Source organism: Microbacterium sp. JZ31, from assembly GCF_016805985.1.
Classification (GTDB): Bacteria; Actinomycetota; Actinomycetes; order Actinomycetales; family Microbacteriaceae; genus Microbacterium.
Genome location: NZ_CP017661.1, coordinates 2,630,799 through 2,647,744, shown reverse-complemented (window position 1 = coordinate 2,647,744; position 16,946 = coordinate 2,630,799). Strand labels below are relative to the sequence as shown.

The following is a 16,946-nucleotide window of genomic DNA, read 5'->3' as shown; positions in this document are numbered from 1 at the left end:
ATGAGCATCGTCCTCGTCGTCAACAGCGGGTCGTCGTCGTTCAAGTACCAGCTGCTCGACATGGAGCACGAGCGCGTCCTCGCGTCGGGTCTGGTGGAGCGGATCGGCGAGACCGCGGGGCACGCCACGCACACCGTCCGGTTCCACGCCGAGCCCGGCCAGCCAGCCCCGGCCGTGCTCGAGGCGACGCACGAGATCGAGCGACCGATCCCGGACCACACGGCCGGCTTCGCCGTGATGCTCGAGGCGTTCGCCGAGCACGGGCCGTCGCTCGACGAGGCCCCGCCCGTCGCGGTGGGTCATCGCGTGGTGCACGGCGGCGCGCGGTTCTTCGAGGCGACGCTGATCGACCAGCTCGTCGAGATCAACATCGACGAGCTGTCGGTGCTCGCGCCGCTGCACAATCCGGGCGCGCTGCAGGGCATCCGCGCCGCCCGCAAGGCGTTCGCCGACATCCCGCACGTGGCGGTGTTCGACACGGCGTTCCACCAGACGCTCGCCCCTGCGGCCTACACCTACGCGATCGACCGCGAGCTCGCCGAGCGGCACCGCATCCGCCGCTACGGCTTCCACGGGACGAGCCACGCCTACGTCAGCGCGAAGGCCGCGGAGTTCCTCGGTCGCGACATCCGCGAGCTGAAGCAGTTGGTGTTCCACCTCGGCAACGGCGCGTCCGTGACCGCCGTGGACGGCGGCCGCTCGGTCGAGACCTCCATGGGGCTGACCCCGCTCGAGGGACTGGTGATGGGCACGCGATCGGGCGACCTGGATCCCGCCGTGCTGCTGCACCTCGCGCGCCGCGCGTCGATGTCGATCGACGACCTCGACCGGCTGCTCAACAAGGGCAGCGGCGTCCTCGGGATGGCCGGTGTGACAGACATGCGCGATCTCACGGCCCGGTGCGAGGCGGGGGACGAGGCGGCGCAGCTCGCGTTCGACGTCTACATCCATCGCCTGCGCGCCTACGCGGGCGCCTACATCGCCCAGCTCGGCGGGGTGGAGGTGATCTCGTTCACGGCCGGGGTCGGCGAGAACGCCGCGGCCGTGCGGGCGGGTGCCGTCGAGACGCTCGGCTTCGCCGGCGTCGAGCTCGATCCGGCACGCAACACGGCGCGCGAGCGCGGCACCCGCCGCATCTCGACCGACGCATCCCGCGTGGAGGTGCTCGTCGTGCCGACGAACGAGGAGCTCGAGATCGCCCGCCAGGCGCTGGCCGTCGCCGGTCCCGCGGTGGGAAGCGGGGACTGAGCCGTGCTGCCCCTGGATCTCGCGCGCCGCATCCGGGACGCCGGGGTGTTGTGGCAGCCGCAGCCGGGCGACCGCTTCACGATCGACCGCGACGAGGTCGCGGGCGAGGTGTTCTGGATCAGCCACCTCACGATCGACGTGCACGTGTTCCACCGGCAGCCGGTGCTCGGCTTCAACGGCACGACGGAGTGGGCGCTCGACTCGGTCGCCCTCGACACCGCGCTGTGGCTGCCGCGCGAGGATCAGCTGCGCGAGCTGCTCGGCGGGCGGTTCGTCGCCCTGGAGGCAGAGTCCGGCTGGGTGGTGCGCACGGCCGACGGGAAGTTCAGGCACGCCGATGTGGAGGCCGCGTACGCGCTCGCGCTGCTCGCATGGCTCGAGCGGCCGGTGCCGGACGCGTGACGGCGGCGGCGCAGGGATCCCGTCGGTCCCGCCCCTGAACGGCTGTGAGCACCCTCGACGCAATACCCGCGTAACGCCGCCGCGACTACGCTGGATCGCGTCCCGAGCGATCAGGAGCATCTGTGTCGAACCTGCCCGATCTGACCACGTACGACGCCGTGCTGTTCGACCTCGACGGGGTGATCACCCCGACCGCCGAGGTGCACATGCACGCGTGGCGGACGATGTTCGAGCAGCTGTTCGCCGACTGGGACATCACGCCGCCGTACAGCGACAGCGACTACTTCGACCACCTCGACGGCAAGAAGCGCTACGACGGCGTCGCCGCCCTGCTGCGCAGCCGCGACGTCGAGGTGCCGTGGGGCGACCCGTCGGACGCTCCCGAGGAGAACACCGTCTGCGGCATCGGCAACCGCAAGAACATCGTGTTCACGCGCGTGCTGCGCGAGGACGGCATCGCGGCCTACCCCGGCACGCTGCGGCTGCTCGACATCCTCGACGCGGCCGAGGTGCCCGCAGCCGTCGTGTCGAGCTCGAAGAACGCCGAGGACGTGCTCGCCGCGGCCGGCATCCGCGACCGCTTCGAGGTCGTGATGGACGGCGCGGTCGCCGAGCGCGAGCACCTTCCCTCCAAGCCCGCGCCGGACGTGTTCCTCGCCGCGGCGAGGATGGCGGGCGTCGAGCCGGCGCGTGCCGCCGCGATCGAGGATGCCATCTCGGGCGTCCAGTCCGCCGCCGCGGGCGCGTTCGCCCTCGTGGTCGGCGTCGACCGCGGTGCCGGCGCCGACGCGCTGCAGCAGGCCGGCGCGCACGTGGTCGTCTCCGATCTCGCGGAGTTCGCCGACGCGCACGACGCGCGTCCCTGATCCTGCTCGCGCACCCGAGCCGAGCACCCGAAGTCCCACCCGCACCCGTCTCCGATCCGAGCCCGAATACCCGAAGGATCCTGCCGATGATCGATCGCGAACGCTTCCCCGTCGACCCCTGGCGCTTCATCGAGACGCGCTACTCCGGCGAGGACGCGGGCGTGACCGAGACCATCTTCTCGCTCGGCAACGGCTACCTCGGCCTGCGCGGCAACCACCCCGAGGGGCGGCATGCCTACGAGCACGGCACGTTCATCAACGGCTTCCACGAGACGTGGCCGATCCGGCACGCGGAGCAGGCGTACGGCTTCGCGGAGGTCGGTCAGACGATCGTCAACGCCCCCGACGCCAAGGTCATGCGGGTGTACGTCGACGATGAGCCGCTCTCGCTCGACATCGCGGAGCTGCGCGAGTACGAGCGCGTGCTCGACATGCGCGAGGGCGTCTACCGACGGCGGCTGCTGTGGCGCACCCCGGCCGGGAAGGACGTGCTGATCGAGGACGAACGCATGGTGTCGTTCGACGAGCGCCACCTCGCCGTGATGCGGATGACCGTGACGGTGCTCGGCACGGACGCGCCCGTCACGATCAGCTCGCAGACCGTCAACCGGCAGGACGGCGAGAACGTCTACGGCGGAACGCCTTCGATGATCCGCGGCGCGACGTTCGATCCGCGCAAGACCGACAAGATCACCGAGCGCGTGCTCCAGCCGCAGGAGTTCTGGCAGGACGGCCTGCGCTCCGCGCTATCGTACAAGGTCACCGAGTCGGGGATGACGATCGCGGTCGTGAGCGACCACGAGATCCACACGGACAACGAGTACGACGTCCGCCTGCTCGTCGAGCCGGATATCGCCAAGCACGTGTTCCGGGTGCAGGCGAAGGCGGCCGTGCCCGTCACGATCACGAAGACCGTGGCGTACCACACGTCGCGCGGCGTGCCCTCGCGCGAGCTCGTCGACCGCTGCCGGCGCACGCTGGACCGCGTCGCGTCGATCGGCATCGACGAGGTCTACCGGCGTCAGCGCGCCTGGATGGCCGACTTCTGGAGCCGCGCCGACGTCCGGATCGCGGGCCAGGACAGCCTGCAGCAGGCGACCCGCTGGTGCCTGTTCCAGCTCGCGCAGGCGGCCGCCCGCGCGGACGGCTTCGGCGTCTCGGCGAAGGGCGTGACCGGTTCTGGCTATTCCGGTCACTACTTCTGGGACACCGAGATCTACGTGCTGCCGTTCCTGGCGTACACGAATCCGCTGTGGGCGCGGAACGCCATGCGGATGCGCACCCACATGCTGCCGGCGGCGCGGCGGCGTGCGGGTCAGCTGAACGAGGCCGGTGCGCTGTTCCCGTGGCGCACGATCAACGGCGAGGAGGCGTCGGCGTACTACGCGGCCGGCACCGCGCAGTACCACATCAACGCCGACATCGCGTATGCGATCGTGAAGTACGCCCGCGCCACGGACGACTTGGACTTCATCGAGCGCGAGGGCGCCGACGTCCTCGTCGAGACCGCGCGGCTGTGGGCGACGCTGGGCTTCTGGCGCTCGTACCAGGGCATCGAGTCGTTCCACATCCACGGCGTCACGGGGCCGGACGAGTACACGACGGTGGTGAACGACAACCTGTTCACCAACGTGATGGCCCGGTTCAACCTGCGCGCCGCGGCCCGCGCGGTGCGGGACATGGCCGAGCGCAATCCCGGCGCGTTCCGCCGGCTCGCCGACCGCGTGGCGCTGGATCCGTCCGAGCCCGAGACGTGGGAGCGCGCGGCCGACGCCATGCACATCCCGTACAGCGAGAACTTCGGCATCCACCCGCAGGACTCGCTGTTCCTCGAGCGCGAGGTGTGGGACCTCGAGCACACGCCGGAGGACCAGCGCCCGCTGCTGCTGCACTTCCACCCGCTCGTGATCTACCGCTTCCAGGTGCTGAAGCAGGCGGATGTCGTGCTCGCGCTGTTCCTGCAGGGCAACCACTTCACGGCCGAGGAGAAGCGTGCGGACTTCGACTACTACGACCCGCTGACCACGGGCGACTCGACGCTCTCGGCGGTCGTGCAGGCGATCCTGGCCGCCGAGGTCGGGTACCAGGACCTCGCGCACGAGTACTTCGAGGAGGCGCTGTTCGTCGATATCGGAGACCTGCACCACAACGCGGCCGACGGCGTGCACGTGGCGTCGGCCGGCGGCGTCTGGACCGCGCTGGTCTCCGGTTTCGGCGGCATGCGCGACTACATGGGCGAGCTGACCTTCGATCCGCGTCTGCCCGAGAGCTGGCCCGAGCTCGCCTACGCCCTGCAGTGGAAGGGCCGCACGCTCGACATCGTGCTGCGGCGCGACCACATGCGCGTGACGCTGCGCGCCGACGGGCCGGGAGGGTCCGTCGACCCGGTGCCGTTCGAGGTGCGCGGCAAGGCGTACATCGCGACGGCTGACGAGCCCACGATCGTGCCGCTCGCCGACCAGGGGCCGGTGCTGCCCGGGCGTCCGACCCTCACGCCGTTCTCCGAGATGCGCCGCGACGACGGCACGTCGCTCGAGCCCACGGTTCCCGCCCCGGTCACGTCGTCCATCCCCGTGATCACGGCGGGGATGCAGACGGTCACGGCCGCCGACGATGACTGAGCCGCTGATCAGGGCGTCCGAGCTCGCGGCGCGGCTCGGCGAGGTGACCCTGCTGGATGTGCGGTGGACGCTCGCGGATCCGGAGGGCGGGCGTCCCGCGTATCTCGCGGGCCACATCCCCGGCGCGGTGTTCGTGGACCTGCATCACGAGCTGGCGGACCCGTCGCGCCCCGCGACCGAGGGACGTCATCCGCTGCCGTCGGTCGAGGCGCTGCAGCGCTCGGCGCGCGCCTGGGGCGTCTTCACGGACAGGCCGGTCGTCGTCTACGACGCGACCTCCGGCATGGCGGCCGCGCGGGCGTGGTGGCTGCTGCGTCACGCCGGCGTGCGCGACGTGCGCGTGCTGGACGGCGGACTGCAGGCCTGGAAGGGCGAGCTCGAGACCGGACCCGTCGAGGCGGAGCCGGGAGACATCGAGCTGCACTACGGCGCGCTGCCGGTGCTGACCGTGGACGACGCGGCGGCGTTCCCGCGCGTGGGCACGCTCGTCGACGCCCGGGCGGGCGAGCGCTATCGCGGCGAGTCCGAGCCGATCGATCCGCGCGCCGGGCACATCCCCGGCGCGGTGTCGGCCCCCACGACCGACAACCTCGACGCGGGGGGCGGTTTCCTCGAGCCCGGCTCGATCCGCGCCCGCTTCGAGGACCTCGGCATCGACCTCCGGGCGCCCGTCGCGGTGTACTGCGGCTCGGGCGTGACGGCCGCGCACACGCTGCTCGCGCTCGCCGCGGCCGGTGTCGACGGCGCGCTCTACCCTGGCTCGTGGAGCCAGTGGTCGAACCTGGAGGGCCGCCCCGTCGCGACGGGCTCGGAGCCGTAGGCCGGATGTCAGCGGTGCACCGTAGGCTGTTCGGGTGACCACCGCCCTGTATCGCCGCTACCGGCCCGAGACCTTCGCGGAGATGATCGGGCAGTCGCAGGTCACCGAGCCGCTGATGACCGCGCTGCGGGGCGATCGCATCGGGCACGCGTACCTGTTCTCGGGTCCGCGCGGCTGCGGGAAGACCACCTCCGCACGCATCCTCGCGCGCTGCCTGAACTGCGCCGAGGGCCCGACCGACACCCCGTGCGGCACGTGCGACAGCTGCGTCGAGCTCTCCCGCGCGGGCGGCGGATCGCTCGACGTGGTCGAGATCGACGCGGCCAGCCACAACGGCGTCGACGACGCGCGCGACCTGCGCGAGCGCGCGGTGTTCGCCCCCGCGCGCGACCGGTTCAAGATCTTCATCCTCGACGAGGCGCACATGGTGACGCCGCAGGGCTTCAACGCGCTGCTGAAGCTCGTCGAGGAGCCTCCCGCGCACGTGAAGTTCATCTTCGCCACGACCGAGCCCGACAAGGTCATCGGCACGATCCGCTCGCGCACGCACCACTACCCGTTCCGCCTCGTGCCGCCCGCCGCGATGCTCGACTACGTCCAGTCGCTGTGCGACCAGGAGGGCGTGCAGGTCGAGTCGGGCGTGCTGCCGCTCGTTGTGCGCGCCGGCGGCGGATCCCCGCGAGACACGCTGTCGATCCTGGATCAGCTGATCGCCGGATCGGACGGATCCCGCGTCGCGTACGAGCGGGCGGTCGCCCTGCTGGGCTACACGCACGGCGAGCTGCTCGACGGCGTCGTCGACGCCTTCGCGTCGGGCGATGCCGCCGCCGCGTTCGCGTCCGTGGATCGCGTGGTGCAGACGGGTCAGGACCCGCGGCGCTTCGTCGACGACCTGCTCGAGCGTCTGCGCGACCTGATCGTGATCGCGGCGACCGGGCAGGGCGCGTCCGCCGTGCTGCGCGGCATGCCCGCCGACGAGCTCGAGCGGATGGGCGGCCAGGCGCAGCGCCTGGGGGCCGAGCGTCTGTCGAAGATCGCCGACATCGTCAGCGCCGCGCTGGATGCGATGACGGGCGCCACGTCGCCGCGCCTGCAGCTCGAGCTGATGATCGCCCGCGTGCTCGCGGGCGCCATCGCGCCCGACGCGGCCGCCGCTCCCGGTGCGGCACCCGTGCCGGCTGCCGCCGCGCCGTCCGTCGCCCCGACACCGGCGCCCGCGTCGCCGGCCGCAGCCGCGGCCCCCGCGCCCGCGGCCACGGCTCCGGCCGTTCCGGCTCCGGGTCCGGCCGTTCCGGCTCCGGCTCCGGCGGTTCCGGCGCCGCAGGCTCCCGCTCCGGAGAAGCCGGCCGCTCCGGAGAAGCCGGCCGCCGCGGAGGAGCCGGCGGCCGCCCCTGTCGTGCCCGCGTCGCAGGGCGATACTGTCCCCGCGGCCGGATGGGCGACCGTTGCTCCGGGCACGGCTCCCGCGACGTCGCCCGCCACGCCGGGTGCCTCGGCGCCGCAGCCCGCTGCGTCGCAGCCCGCCGAGCCTCCGGCCCCGGCCGGCCCGCTCACGCTCGACGCCATCACGGCCGCGTGGCAGACCGTGCTCGAGCGCCTCCAGGAGATCCGTCGCACGAGCTGGCTCGTGGTCGCCGGTGCGCGCGTGGCCGACGTGCGCCCGGACGACGTGCTCGTGCTCGGCTTCCCGAACGAGGGCGACCTCGAGAAGTTCAAGCACCGCACGCCGCAGGGCGGCGTGAGCGAGGATCTGCGCACCGCGATCCTGGCCGTGCTGGGCGTGCGCGTGAAGTACCTCGCGCACGTGGACGCAGGTGGACGCGAGGCCGGTCCGCGCGAGCAGGGCGGGCAGCGTCCCGCCGAGCCCGCGCCGTCCGACCCCGACCCAGCGCCGTCCTACGACGACGTCCCGCCCGAGCCGGATTATCCCGACGAGCCGTATCCGGGGGAGGACCCCTACGCCTCGCGTCCCGCGGCAGCGGCGGCGCGCCCCGCGCCTGCGCGCCCAGCGGCGGACCGTCCGGCGCCCGCCCGCACCGCGCAGGTCCGTCCCGCACCGCCGCGTCGCGACCCGGCGCCGGCCCCCGCGACGTACGCCGCGGCGCCCGTGACCGACTGGGCGGTCGCGACGATCCCGAACTCGGACGCGGCCCCCGCGCTCGCGGTCGACGACGACCCCGAGGAGGCCGCGGTGCCGGTCGCCGCGCGCGTCGCGACGCTCGAGCGCGAGGGCGACGTGATGCCGACCGACGTGCCCGTCGACGCGGACGAGACCGACGACGAGCCGCCGGCCGCACCCGAGGTGCCGCCGGTGATCCAGACTCCGACCGTGACCGTGCAGCGCCGCGTCGTGCAGACCGACGGCGTGCAGCGCTACGGAGAGGCCGTCGTCCGGCAGATCCTCGAGGCGCGCTTCGTGCGCGAAGAGCCCTACGAGCCGCCCACGCGGTTCCAGTGAGAAGGTCCATCTAGATGTACGACGGCATCGTCCAGGAGCTGATCGACGAGCTCGGCCGGCTCCCCGGCATCGGCCCGAAATCGGCGCAGCGCATCGCGTTCCACATCCTGCAGACCCCGACGTTCGACGTGTCGCGGCTGTCCGAGCTTTTGCGCGAGGTGCGCGAGCGCGTGAAGTTCTGCGAGATCTGCGGCAACGTCTCCGAGCAGGACACGTGCGCGATCTGCCGCGACCCCCGCCGCAACAACGCCCTGATCTGCGTGGTCGAGGACGCGAAGGACGTCGCGGCGATCGAGCGCACGCGCGAGTTCCGGGGGCTGTACCACGTGCTCGGCGGCGCGATCAGCCCGATCGCCGGCATCGGTCCCGACGACCTGCGCATCCAGCAGCTCATGTCGCGCCTCGCCGATGGCACGGTGCAGGAGGTCATCCTCGCCACGAACCCCAACCTCGAGGGCGAGGCGACGGCGACCTACCTCAGCCGCCTGCTCACGACGCTGCAGATCACGGTCTCGCGCCTCGCGTCGGGCCTTCCCGTGGGCGGCGACCTCGAGTACGCCGACGAGGTCACGCTCGGCCGCGCGTTCGAGGGACGCCGCGCGATCTGACGCCGGCGGCGTCGACGTCCGGCTCGGCCGCACTGCGACGCCGGAACGCCCCCGGCCCGCGCGATGTCCCCACCCCATGGCAGGATCGGCGCGTGCCATCCTCCCGGTTCTCCGCGCGCGGTTGGGTGCTCTTCGCGATCATGGCGGTCGTGTGGGGCATGCCCTACCTGTTCATCCGCGAGGCGGTCGAGACGTTCTCGCCCGCCGCGGTCGTCGCCATCCGCACGGGCGGCGCCGCGATCCTGCTGCTGCCGTTCGCGCTGAGACAGCGTGCCCTGCGGCCGGCGCTGCGGAAGTGGCCGTGGGTGCTCGCGTTCGCCGCGATCGAGATGGCGGGTCCGTTCGTGCTGCTGGCGCACGCCGAGCAGACCATCTCCTCGGGCCTCACGGGTCTGCTGGTGGCGACGGTGCCGCTCTTCGCGACCGTGATCGCGGTGGTGCGCGGCGACCGCACCGCCCTGCGCCCGATGCGCACGACCGGCCTCGCCCTCGGCTTCGCCGGCGTGGCGGTCGTCGCGCTCGGCAGTGCGGAAGGAGCGAGTGCGGATCTCGTGGCGATGGGCGAGGTGCTGCTCGTGGCGGTCCTGTATGCGATCGCGCCGTTCATCGTGGCGCGCAAGCTCCACGATGTGCCGTCGCTGGGCACGATCACGCTCGCGCTCGCCGTGGTCGGCCTCGGCTACACCCCCATCGCACTGCTCACGAGCCACGAGGCGCCCACCGCGAACAGCGTCGTGTCCATCGTGCTGCTGACGGTCGTCTGCACGGCTGTGGCCTTCATCGCGTTCTTCGCGCTCATCGCGGAGGTCGGACCCGTGCGCGCGCCGCTGTTCACGTACGTGAACCCCGTCGTCGCGATCGCGCTCGGCGTCCTCATCCTCGCCGAGCCGCTCAGCCCCGCGCTGCTCGTCGGCTTCCCGATCGTGATCGTCGGCTGCCTGCTGGCCGCGGGCGGCCTGCCGACCCGCGACAAGACGGATCCGGCCGTGCCGATCCTGTCGGAGCCGGATCCGATCGCGCCCGCTCGGCAGAAGCGCCACCGCTGAGCGGGCGAGCGGGTCAGAACGACCCGCCGCCGTCGCCGCCGCTCGCGCCGCCGCCGTCGAAGCCGCCGCCCCAGCCCCCGCCGCTGCCGCCGCCGTAATCCCCGCCGAACCCTCCGCCGGTCCCGGAATCGCCGCCCGAGCCGAAGTCGCCGCCGCCCTCGCCGCCGGAACCCGACCCGCCCCCGTCGTCCTTGCGCCCGTCCGTGCCGATCACGCCTGCCCCGGCGCCGGCCGCGAGACCCGCCGCGCCGTACAGCATCGGATTCGCGTCGCTGCCGTCGGCATCACGGCGGCGGCGATCCTGCCCCACGGATGCGTCGGCCTGACGTCCCCGCACGAGCCGGATGATCACCGTGACGATCGCCCCGACGATCACCAGACCGGCCACGAGACCGATGACCGGGGTCATGCTCTCAGGGATGTCCATGCGCCTGCCTCCTGCTCGTCGTTGCCGTCACAGTATCCGGCGCAAGCCGCCGTGTCACCAGGCGTTCTGCGTCCATCGCGCGCCGTCGTGGATGCATCCCGCGAAGCGCCCGCGGGCACGGGCGGGCGGGATGTCACATGGTCGGGAGGCGGTCCGACGCGTCCCTAAGATGTTCGGAGCAGGGCGGGAATCCGAGACGTCCTGGATCCCAGGAGTACCCAGTGGCACTGATCGTGCAGAAGTTCGGCGGCTCGTCCGTCGCCGACGCCGAGAGCATCAAGCGGGTCGCGAAGCGCATCGTCGACACGCGCCGCGCCGGCAACGACGTGGTCGTGGCCGTCAGCGCGATGGGCGACACCACCGATGAGCTGCTCGACCTCGCCGCGCAGGTTGCGCCCATCCCGGCGCCGCGCGAGCTCGACATGCTGCTCTCGAGCGGTGAGCGCATCTCGATGGCGCTGCTCGCGATGGCGATCCACTCGATGGGCTACGAGGCGCGGTCGTTCACCGGCAGCCAGGCCGGCATGCGGACAACGGCCGACCACGGCAGCGCGCGCATCATCGATGTGACCCCCACGCGCCTGCGGGCCGCGCTGGACGACGGGGCGATCGTGATCGTCGCGGGCTTCCAGGGCGTCAACCCGGACAACGACGACATCACCACGCTCGGCCGCGGCGGATCCGACACCACCGCGGTCGCCCTGGCCGCGGCCCTCGGGGCCGACGTGTGCGAGATCTACAGCGACGTCGACGGCATCTTCTCGGCCGACCCGCGCGTGATCCCGCGGGCCCGCAAGCTCGACACGGTCACGGCCGAGGAGATGCTCGAGCTCGCCGCCAACGGCGCGAAGGTGCTGTACATCCGCGCCGTCGAGTACGCCCGTCGTCACGGCGTGCTCATCCACGCCCGGTCCACGTTCTCCGCGAACGAGGGCACCTACGTCCTGGGGGAGGGCATGACCGACCCCCGCACCACCCACAAGGAGTCAGCGATGGCCGACGTCATCGGCATGGAGGAGCCCGTCGTCGCGGGCGTCGCGATTGATCAGAGCCAGGCGAAGATCACGGTCGTCGGGGTCCCCGACGTGCCCGGATCCGCGGCCGCGATCTTCTCGCTCGTGGCCAAGACGGGCGCGAACATCGACATGATCGTGCAGAACGTGCAGTCGGCGCAGCCGGGCCGCACCGACATCTCGTTCACCCTGCCCAAGCAGTCGGCGGTCGAGGTGCTGAAGGTCCTCACCGCCGAGCAGGAGACCATCGGCTACGAGAGCATCGTGCACGACGACCAGATCGGCAAGCTCTCGGTCGTGGGTGCGGGCATGCGCACGCACTCGGGTGTGTCGCTCACGCTGTTCGAGGCGCTGAGCGAGGCGGGCGTCAACATCGAGATGATCTCGACGTCCGAGATCCGGATCTCCGTGGTCCTGCGCGGCGACGAGCTCAACGAGGCCGCGCGCGCGGTGCACACGGCCTACGGCCTCGACAGCGAGATCGAGGCGACGGTCTACGCCGGCACCGGGCGCTGAGCCGTGATCGAGGCGCTCACGCTGCCCGTCACGCTCGCGGCCAGGGACGGCGAGTTCTCTGTCCGCGCGGCGGAGTCCGCGGATCTCGACGTGCTCGTCGCACTGATCGCGAACGACCCCGTCAGCGCGGCGCGCGGGGACACCGCGTCACCCGACGACCTCGACGCCTACGCGCGCGGGCTCGAGGCGGTCCAGGCCGACCCGCGCAACGTCCAGCTGGTCGCGGAGCGCGACGGAGTCGTGATCGGCACGCTGCAGCTCACGCTGATTCCCGGCATCTCGCGTCGCGGTGCCGCGCGGCTGCAGGTCGAGGCCGTCCGCGTGCGCGACGACCAGCGCTCGGCGGGCATCGGCCGCGCCCTGATGCGCTGGGTGGGCGATGTCGCGCCGACGCTGGGCGCGCGGCTGGTCCAGCTCACGTCGGACGCGCAGCGCGTCGACGCCCACCGCTTCTACGAGCGACTCGGCTACGAGGCCTCGCACGTCGGGTACAAGCTGCATGTCTGAGATCCGGATCCGTCCCGTCACGATCGAGGACCGGCCCGCCTGGGCGGAGCTGTTCCGCGGCTACCGCGACTTCTACGCGCTGGACCCGGACGATGCCGTCGTCGACACCGTATGGGGCTGGCTGATGGACGACGCCCACGAGCTGCAGGGCCTCGTGGCGCAACGGGACGGCGCCCACGTCGCCATCGCGCACTGGCGCCGCTTCGCGCGCCCGTCGCGCGGCGGCACCGCGATCTTCCTCGACGACCTGTTCACGGCGCCGGACGCACGCGGCGGCGGCATCGGCCGCGCGCTGATCGCGCACCTGCAGCGGATGGCCAAGGCGGAGGGCCTGCTCGAGGTCCGGTGGATCACGAGCGAGACGAACACCGACGCGCAGCGCCTCTACGCGCGCGTGGCCGACCGGGCCCCGTTCCTGACGTACGTCGCGCCGCCGCTTCCGTGACGGGTCGAGACGGCAGACCTCCCCGGAGCGGACGATCACCGCGCGGATCCTGCCACGGGGCGTCATCCCGGTCCGAGCGCCACCGGCCCCGCCGGTAGAATCGACCAACCCCACCCGCAGCACCCCGAGGATCCGCCATGACCCGCATCTCCGAATCAGGACTCTCCCTCGCCGTCGTCGGCGCCACCGGCCAGGTCGGCACCGTCATGCGCGAGATCCTCGCGGAGCGCGCCTTCCCGATCCGCGAGCTGCGCCTGTTCGCGACCGCCCGTTCGGCGGGGACCACGATCGAGTTCCAGGGCGTCGACGTGCCGGTGGAGGACGTCGCCACGGCCGACCCGGCGGGCACCGACATCGCCCTGTTCTCCGCCGGCGCGACCGGCAGTCGCGCGCACGCGCCCCGCTTCGCGGAGGCCGGCGCGGTCGTGATCGACAACTCCAGCGCGTGGCGCATGGACCCCGAGGTGCCGCTCGTCGTGAGCGAGGTCAACCCGCACGCGATCGGCCAGGCGGTCAAGGGCATCATCGCCAACCCCAACTGCACGACCATGGCGGCGATGCCGGTGCTCAAGGTGCTCGACGCGGAGGCCGGACTCGAGCGACTCACGGTCAGCACCTACCAGGCCGTCTCCGGCTCCGGGCTGGCCGGCGCGAACGAGCTGCTCGGCCAGGTCGAGGCGGTGCTACGGCAGGACGACGTGCTCGGGCTCGTGCACGACGGCTCCGCGGTCGAGTTCCCCGCGCCGGAGAAGTACGTCGAGCCGATCGCGTTCGGCGTGATCCCGTTCGCCGGGAACCTCGTCGACGACGGGCTGAACGAGACGGACGAGGAGAAGAAGCTCCGCAACGAGAGCCGCAAGATCCTCGAGCTGCCCGCGCTGCGCGTCTCGGGCACGTGCGTGCGCGTGCCGGTGTTCACGGGTCACTCGCTGTCGATCAACGCCGAGTTCGCGCGGGACATCACGCCCGAGCGGGCGCGTGAGCTGCTGGCCGACGCGCCGGGCGTCGCGCTCGACGAGGTACCCACGCCGCTCAAGGCCGCCGGCAAGGACCCGAGCTTCGTCGGCCGGATCCGCCCCGACCTCGCCGCGCCGGAGGGCAAGGGCCTCGCGCTGTTCATCTCGAACGACAACCTGCGCAAGGGCGCGGCGCTTAACGCCGTGCAGATCGCCGAGCTCGTCGCCGCGGATCTCTCGGCTCGCGCCACGGTCTGATCCGCGACGCGGACCGATCCGCACCCGCTGTCCCATCCGGGTTCCGGTCGAGCCGCTTTCCAGGGCCGCAAGAACGCCTGTTCTTGCGGACCTGAGACGACGCGCGTGGTCCGGGGACCGGATGCACGCGCCTAGACTTGTCGGGTGAGCGAAACCGTCGACGTCGTGCTCATCGGTGGCGGAATCATGAGCGCCACCCTGGGCACGCTTCTCAAAGAACTGCAGCCCGACTGGAAGATCGTCGCCTTCGAGCGGCAGGGCGAGGTCGCACAGGAGAGCTCCAACGCGTGGAACAACGCGGGCACCGGCCACGCCGCGCTCTGCGAGCTCAACTACATGCCCGACGCGGACGACCCCTCCAAGGCCATCCAGATCAACGAGCAGTTCCAGCAGAGCCGCCAGCTGTGGACCGCGCTGGTCGCGAAGGGCGTGCTCGACGAGCCGAGCACGTTCATCAACGCGACCCCGCACATGACGTTCGTGCGCGGCGAGAAGGACGTGGCGTACCTGAAGCGCCGCTACGAGACGCTGAAGCAGCAGCCGCTGTTCGCCGGCATCGAGTACTCCGAGGACTCGCGCGTCATCAACCAGTGGGCGCCCCTGCTGATGCAGAAGCGCCGCAAGAGCGACGAGCCGTTCGCGGCGACGCGCACGCCGTCGGGCACCGACGTCGACTTCGGCGCGCTCACCCACCAGCTGTTCGACCACCTCACCGCGAACGACGCCGAGCTGCGCCTCAACCACGAGGTGAAGAAGCTCAAGCGCCAGAAGGACGGCACCTGGCTGGTCAAGTACCGCAACCGCGTGGGCAGGACCCCGGGCGAGCTGCGCGCGCGCTTCGTGTTCGTCGGCGCGGGCGGCTGGGCCATCAAGCTGCTGCAGGCCTCCGGCATGAAGGAGATCCGCGGCTACGGCGTCTTCCCGATCGGCGGCCAGTTCCTCAAGACCACCAACCCCGAGCTCGTCGCCCAGCACCGCGCGAAGGTCTATTCGCAGGCCGCCGTGGGTGCACCGCCCATGTCTGTGCCGCACCTCGACGCCCGTATGGTCGACGGCGAGGGATCGCTCATGTTCGGCCCGTTCGCGACCTTCAGCCCGAAGTTCCTGAAGGACGGCTCGCTGCTGGACATCGTCACGCAGGTGCGCCCGCACAACCTCGGCTCGATGCTGAAGGTCGGGGCGACCAACCTGGATCTCGTGAAGTACCTCCTGAGCGAGCTGCTGAAGGATCGCGAGCGCAAGCTCGACAGCCTGCGCGAGTTCATGCCGACCGCGAAGGACGAGGACTGGGAGCTGATCCAGGCCGGTCAGCGCGCTCAGGTGATGAAGGACGGCAAGCTGCAGTTCGGCACGGAGGTCGTGGCCTCCGCCGACGGATCCATCGCGGGCCTGCTCGGCGCCTCCCCGGGGGCATCGACGGCCGCGACGATCATGCTCAACGTGCTGAAGAACTGCTTCGCCGACCGGCTCGACGAGTGGGAGCCGAAGCTGCGCGAGCTCATCCCGACGTACGGCGACTTCCTCAACGACGAGCCCGCGCGGGCCGAGGAGTCGACGCAGGCGACGGCCGAGGCGCTGCTGCTCACGGCGTGACCGCGTGGCGGTGATCACGGTCGCGGCGATCGCGTTCGTGCGCGACGACGGGCGCGTGCTGACCGTCCGCAAGCGCGGCACGTCGCGCTGGATGCTGCCGGGCGGAAAGCCCGAGCCGGGAGAGCAGCCGGTCGACACGGCCGTCCGCGAGGTGCATGAGGAGCTCGGCATCCGGATCGCCCCGGAGGAGCTCGAGCTGCTCGGCGCGTTCGACTCGCACGCGGCCAACGAGGCCGGCCACGCCCTGCGCGCGACGGTCTTCGTCTCGCGCAGCGCGGTCGAGCCGGTCGTCCAGGCCGAGATCGACGGGCTGCGCTGGTCGGATCCCGACTCGCCGGATGACGCGGAGGCGCCGCTGAACCGCGACGTCGTGTTCCCGCTGCTTCGCTCGCACCGTGGACTCCCGCGCCGCGGATCCGTGCGCTGATCATCCGGATCCCCCTGCCCGGTGCGGGCGGGCGCTCGTATGCTGGCAGGAGACCATCCCCCGGAGCACGCACATGAGCGCACCCGAACGGCAGCCGCGTCAGATCGACGCGCGCCGCGTCGTGTTCGAGTTCGACCAGGCCGTCGACCGGATCGGTGAGGAGGCCTCCTTCCAGGCACTCGGCCCGCATCGCCAGGCCGCCCGCTACCTCGCCGAGGCGCACCGCATGCTGGACGACGTGCGCGCCGTGATGCACCGCATCGACGCCGGCTCGCACGACCCCATGCTGCGCCCGAGCGCGCAACGGCGGATGCATGCGGTCGCCGTCGAGATCGCCAGAGCGGGCATGAAGGACGCCGAACGCGTGAAGGTCACGGCGCAGCGGCTGACGAGTCAGATCGTCGCCCCCGACGCGATCCGCGCCGGCAGCATGAAGGGCGTGATCGTCGGGCCGCTGCGGGACGGCGCGACGAAGATCACGGCGTGGAGCGTCGAGAAGTGGACGGGATCGCCCGTCGTGGCCGCGCAGCTTCCCAGCACGACGGTCGCGACCACGTCGACGACGAAGGCCGAGCGGATCGCGCGGCACGGTCAGGTGCCCGCGCGCCGGATGAGCGCCACGTCCGTGCGCACCTGGCGGCGGGTGGGGCTCGCGTCCGCCGTCACCACGGGCGGCGCCCTCGCGGCCTACGGCGGCTGGACGCTCCTGGCCCAGCTGTTCTTCTAGGCTGGGAA

General features: G+C 72.0%; 16 protein-coding genes. 15 read left to right on the top strand and 1 reads right to left on the bottom strand.

Translation table 11 applies throughout. From position 1 onward, the window contains the following. The 8 genes from BJP60_RS12635 to BJP60_RS12600 all read left to right on the top strand — a co-directional run bounded on the left by BJP60_RS12635 (position 1) and on the right by BJP60_RS12600 (position 10,069). Positions 1–1,248, top strand: coding sequence for an acetate/propionate family kinase (locus tag BJP60_RS12635; RefSeq protein WP_203136134.1), 1,248 nt, complete (start codon positions 1–3; stop codon positions 1,246–1,248). 3 nt (positions 1,249–1,251) lie between these two features. Next, entirely contained in the window at positions 1,252–1,650 is a 399-nt protein-coding gene (locus BJP60_RS12630; RefSeq protein ID WP_203136133.1) for a hypothetical protein, read from the top strand. A gap of 122 nt (positions 1,651–1,772) precedes the next feature. Continuing rightward, on the top strand, positions 1,773–2,516 hold the full coding sequence (locus BJP60_RS12625; RefSeq protein WP_203136132.1) for an HAD family hydrolase: 744 nt from the start codon (positions 1,773–1,775) through the stop codon (positions 2,514–2,516). 86 nt (positions 2,517–2,602) lie between these two features. Next, a complete protein-coding gene (locus tag BJP60_RS12620) occupies positions 2,603–5,137 on the top strand; it encodes a glycoside hydrolase family 65 protein (protein WP_203136131.1) in 2,535 nt (844 codons plus the stop codon). Further along, complete coding sequence (locus tag BJP60_RS12615) at positions 5,130–5,957, top strand: sulfurtransferase (protein WP_203136130.1); 828 nt, start codon at positions 5,130–5,132, stop codon at positions 5,955–5,957. Before BJP60_RS12620 ends, BJP60_RS12615 begins: the two co-directional genes overlap by 8 nt. A gap of 34 nt (positions 5,958–5,991) precedes the next feature. Next, positions 5,992–8,415: a DNA polymerase III subunit gamma and tau gene (locus BJP60_RS12610; protein WP_203136129.1), complete on the top strand. Its 2,424-nt coding sequence runs from the start codon at positions 5,992–5,994 to the stop codon at positions 8,413–8,415. 14 nt (positions 8,416–8,429) lie between these two features. Further along, positions 8,430–9,023 (top strand): recombination mediator RecR, encoded by a 594-nt coding sequence (gene recR / locus BJP60_RS12605; RefSeq protein WP_203136127.1) that lies wholly within the window; start codon positions 8,430–8,432, stop codon positions 9,021–9,023. A gap of 92 nt (positions 9,024–9,115) precedes the next feature. Beyond that, a complete protein-coding gene (locus BJP60_RS12600) occupies positions 9,116–10,069 on the top strand; it encodes a DMT family transporter (protein WP_238439428.1) in 954 nt (317 codons plus the stop codon). 13 nt (positions 10,070–10,082) lie between these two features. Here the strand turns inward: BJP60_RS12600 and BJP60_RS12595 are convergent, their stop codons facing one another. Beyond that, entirely contained in the window at positions 10,083–10,496 is a 414-nt protein-coding gene (locus BJP60_RS12595; RefSeq protein ID WP_203136125.1) for a hypothetical protein, read from the bottom strand. Positions 10,497–10,717: 221 nt separating this feature from the next. Here BJP60_RS12595 and BJP60_RS12590 point away from each other — a divergent pair, with 221 nt between their 5' ends. The 7 genes from BJP60_RS12590 to BJP60_RS12560 all read left to right on the top strand — a co-directional run bounded on the left by BJP60_RS12590 (position 10,718) and on the right by BJP60_RS12560 (position 16,938). Continuing rightward, positions 10,718–12,025: an aspartate kinase gene (locus BJP60_RS12590; RefSeq protein ID WP_203136123.1), complete on the top strand. Its 1,308-nt coding sequence runs from the start codon at positions 10,718–10,720 to the stop codon at positions 12,023–12,025. Positions 12,026–12,028: 3 nt separating this feature from the next. Further along, positions 12,029–12,532: a GNAT family N-acetyltransferase gene (locus BJP60_RS12585; RefSeq protein WP_203136121.1), complete on the top strand. Its 504-nt coding sequence runs from the start codon at positions 12,029–12,031 to the stop codon at positions 12,530–12,532. Further along, positions 12,525–12,977, top strand: coding sequence for a GNAT family N-acetyltransferase (locus tag BJP60_RS12580; protein WP_203136119.1), 453 nt, complete (start codon positions 12,525–12,527; stop codon positions 12,975–12,977). Before BJP60_RS12585 ends, BJP60_RS12580 begins: the two co-directional genes overlap by 8 nt. Before the next feature lie 137 nt (positions 12,978–13,114). After that, on the top strand, positions 13,115–14,191 hold the full coding sequence (locus tag BJP60_RS12575; RefSeq protein ID WP_203136118.1) for an aspartate-semialdehyde dehydrogenase: 1,077 nt from the start codon (positions 13,115–13,117) through the stop codon (positions 14,189–14,191). A gap of 144 nt (positions 14,192–14,335) precedes the next feature. Further along, positions 14,336–15,784, top strand: a complete 1,449-nt coding sequence (mqo, locus tag BJP60_RS12570) for a malate dehydrogenase (quinone) (RefSeq protein ID WP_203136116.1) — start codon at positions 14,336–14,338, stop codon at positions 15,782–15,784. Positions 15,785–15,788: 4 nt separating this feature from the next. Then, a complete protein-coding gene (locus BJP60_RS12565) occupies positions 15,789–16,211 on the top strand; it encodes an NUDIX hydrolase (RefSeq protein WP_203136114.1) in 423 nt (140 codons plus the stop codon). Between the two features lie 73 nt (positions 16,212–16,284). Beyond that, the gene (locus BJP60_RS12560) at positions 16,285–16,938 is read left to right on the top strand and encodes a hypothetical protein (protein ID WP_203136112.1); all 654 of its coding nucleotides are present in this window, start codon (positions 16,285–16,287) and stop codon (positions 16,936–16,938) included. Positions 16,939–16,946 lie beyond the last annotated feature (8 nt).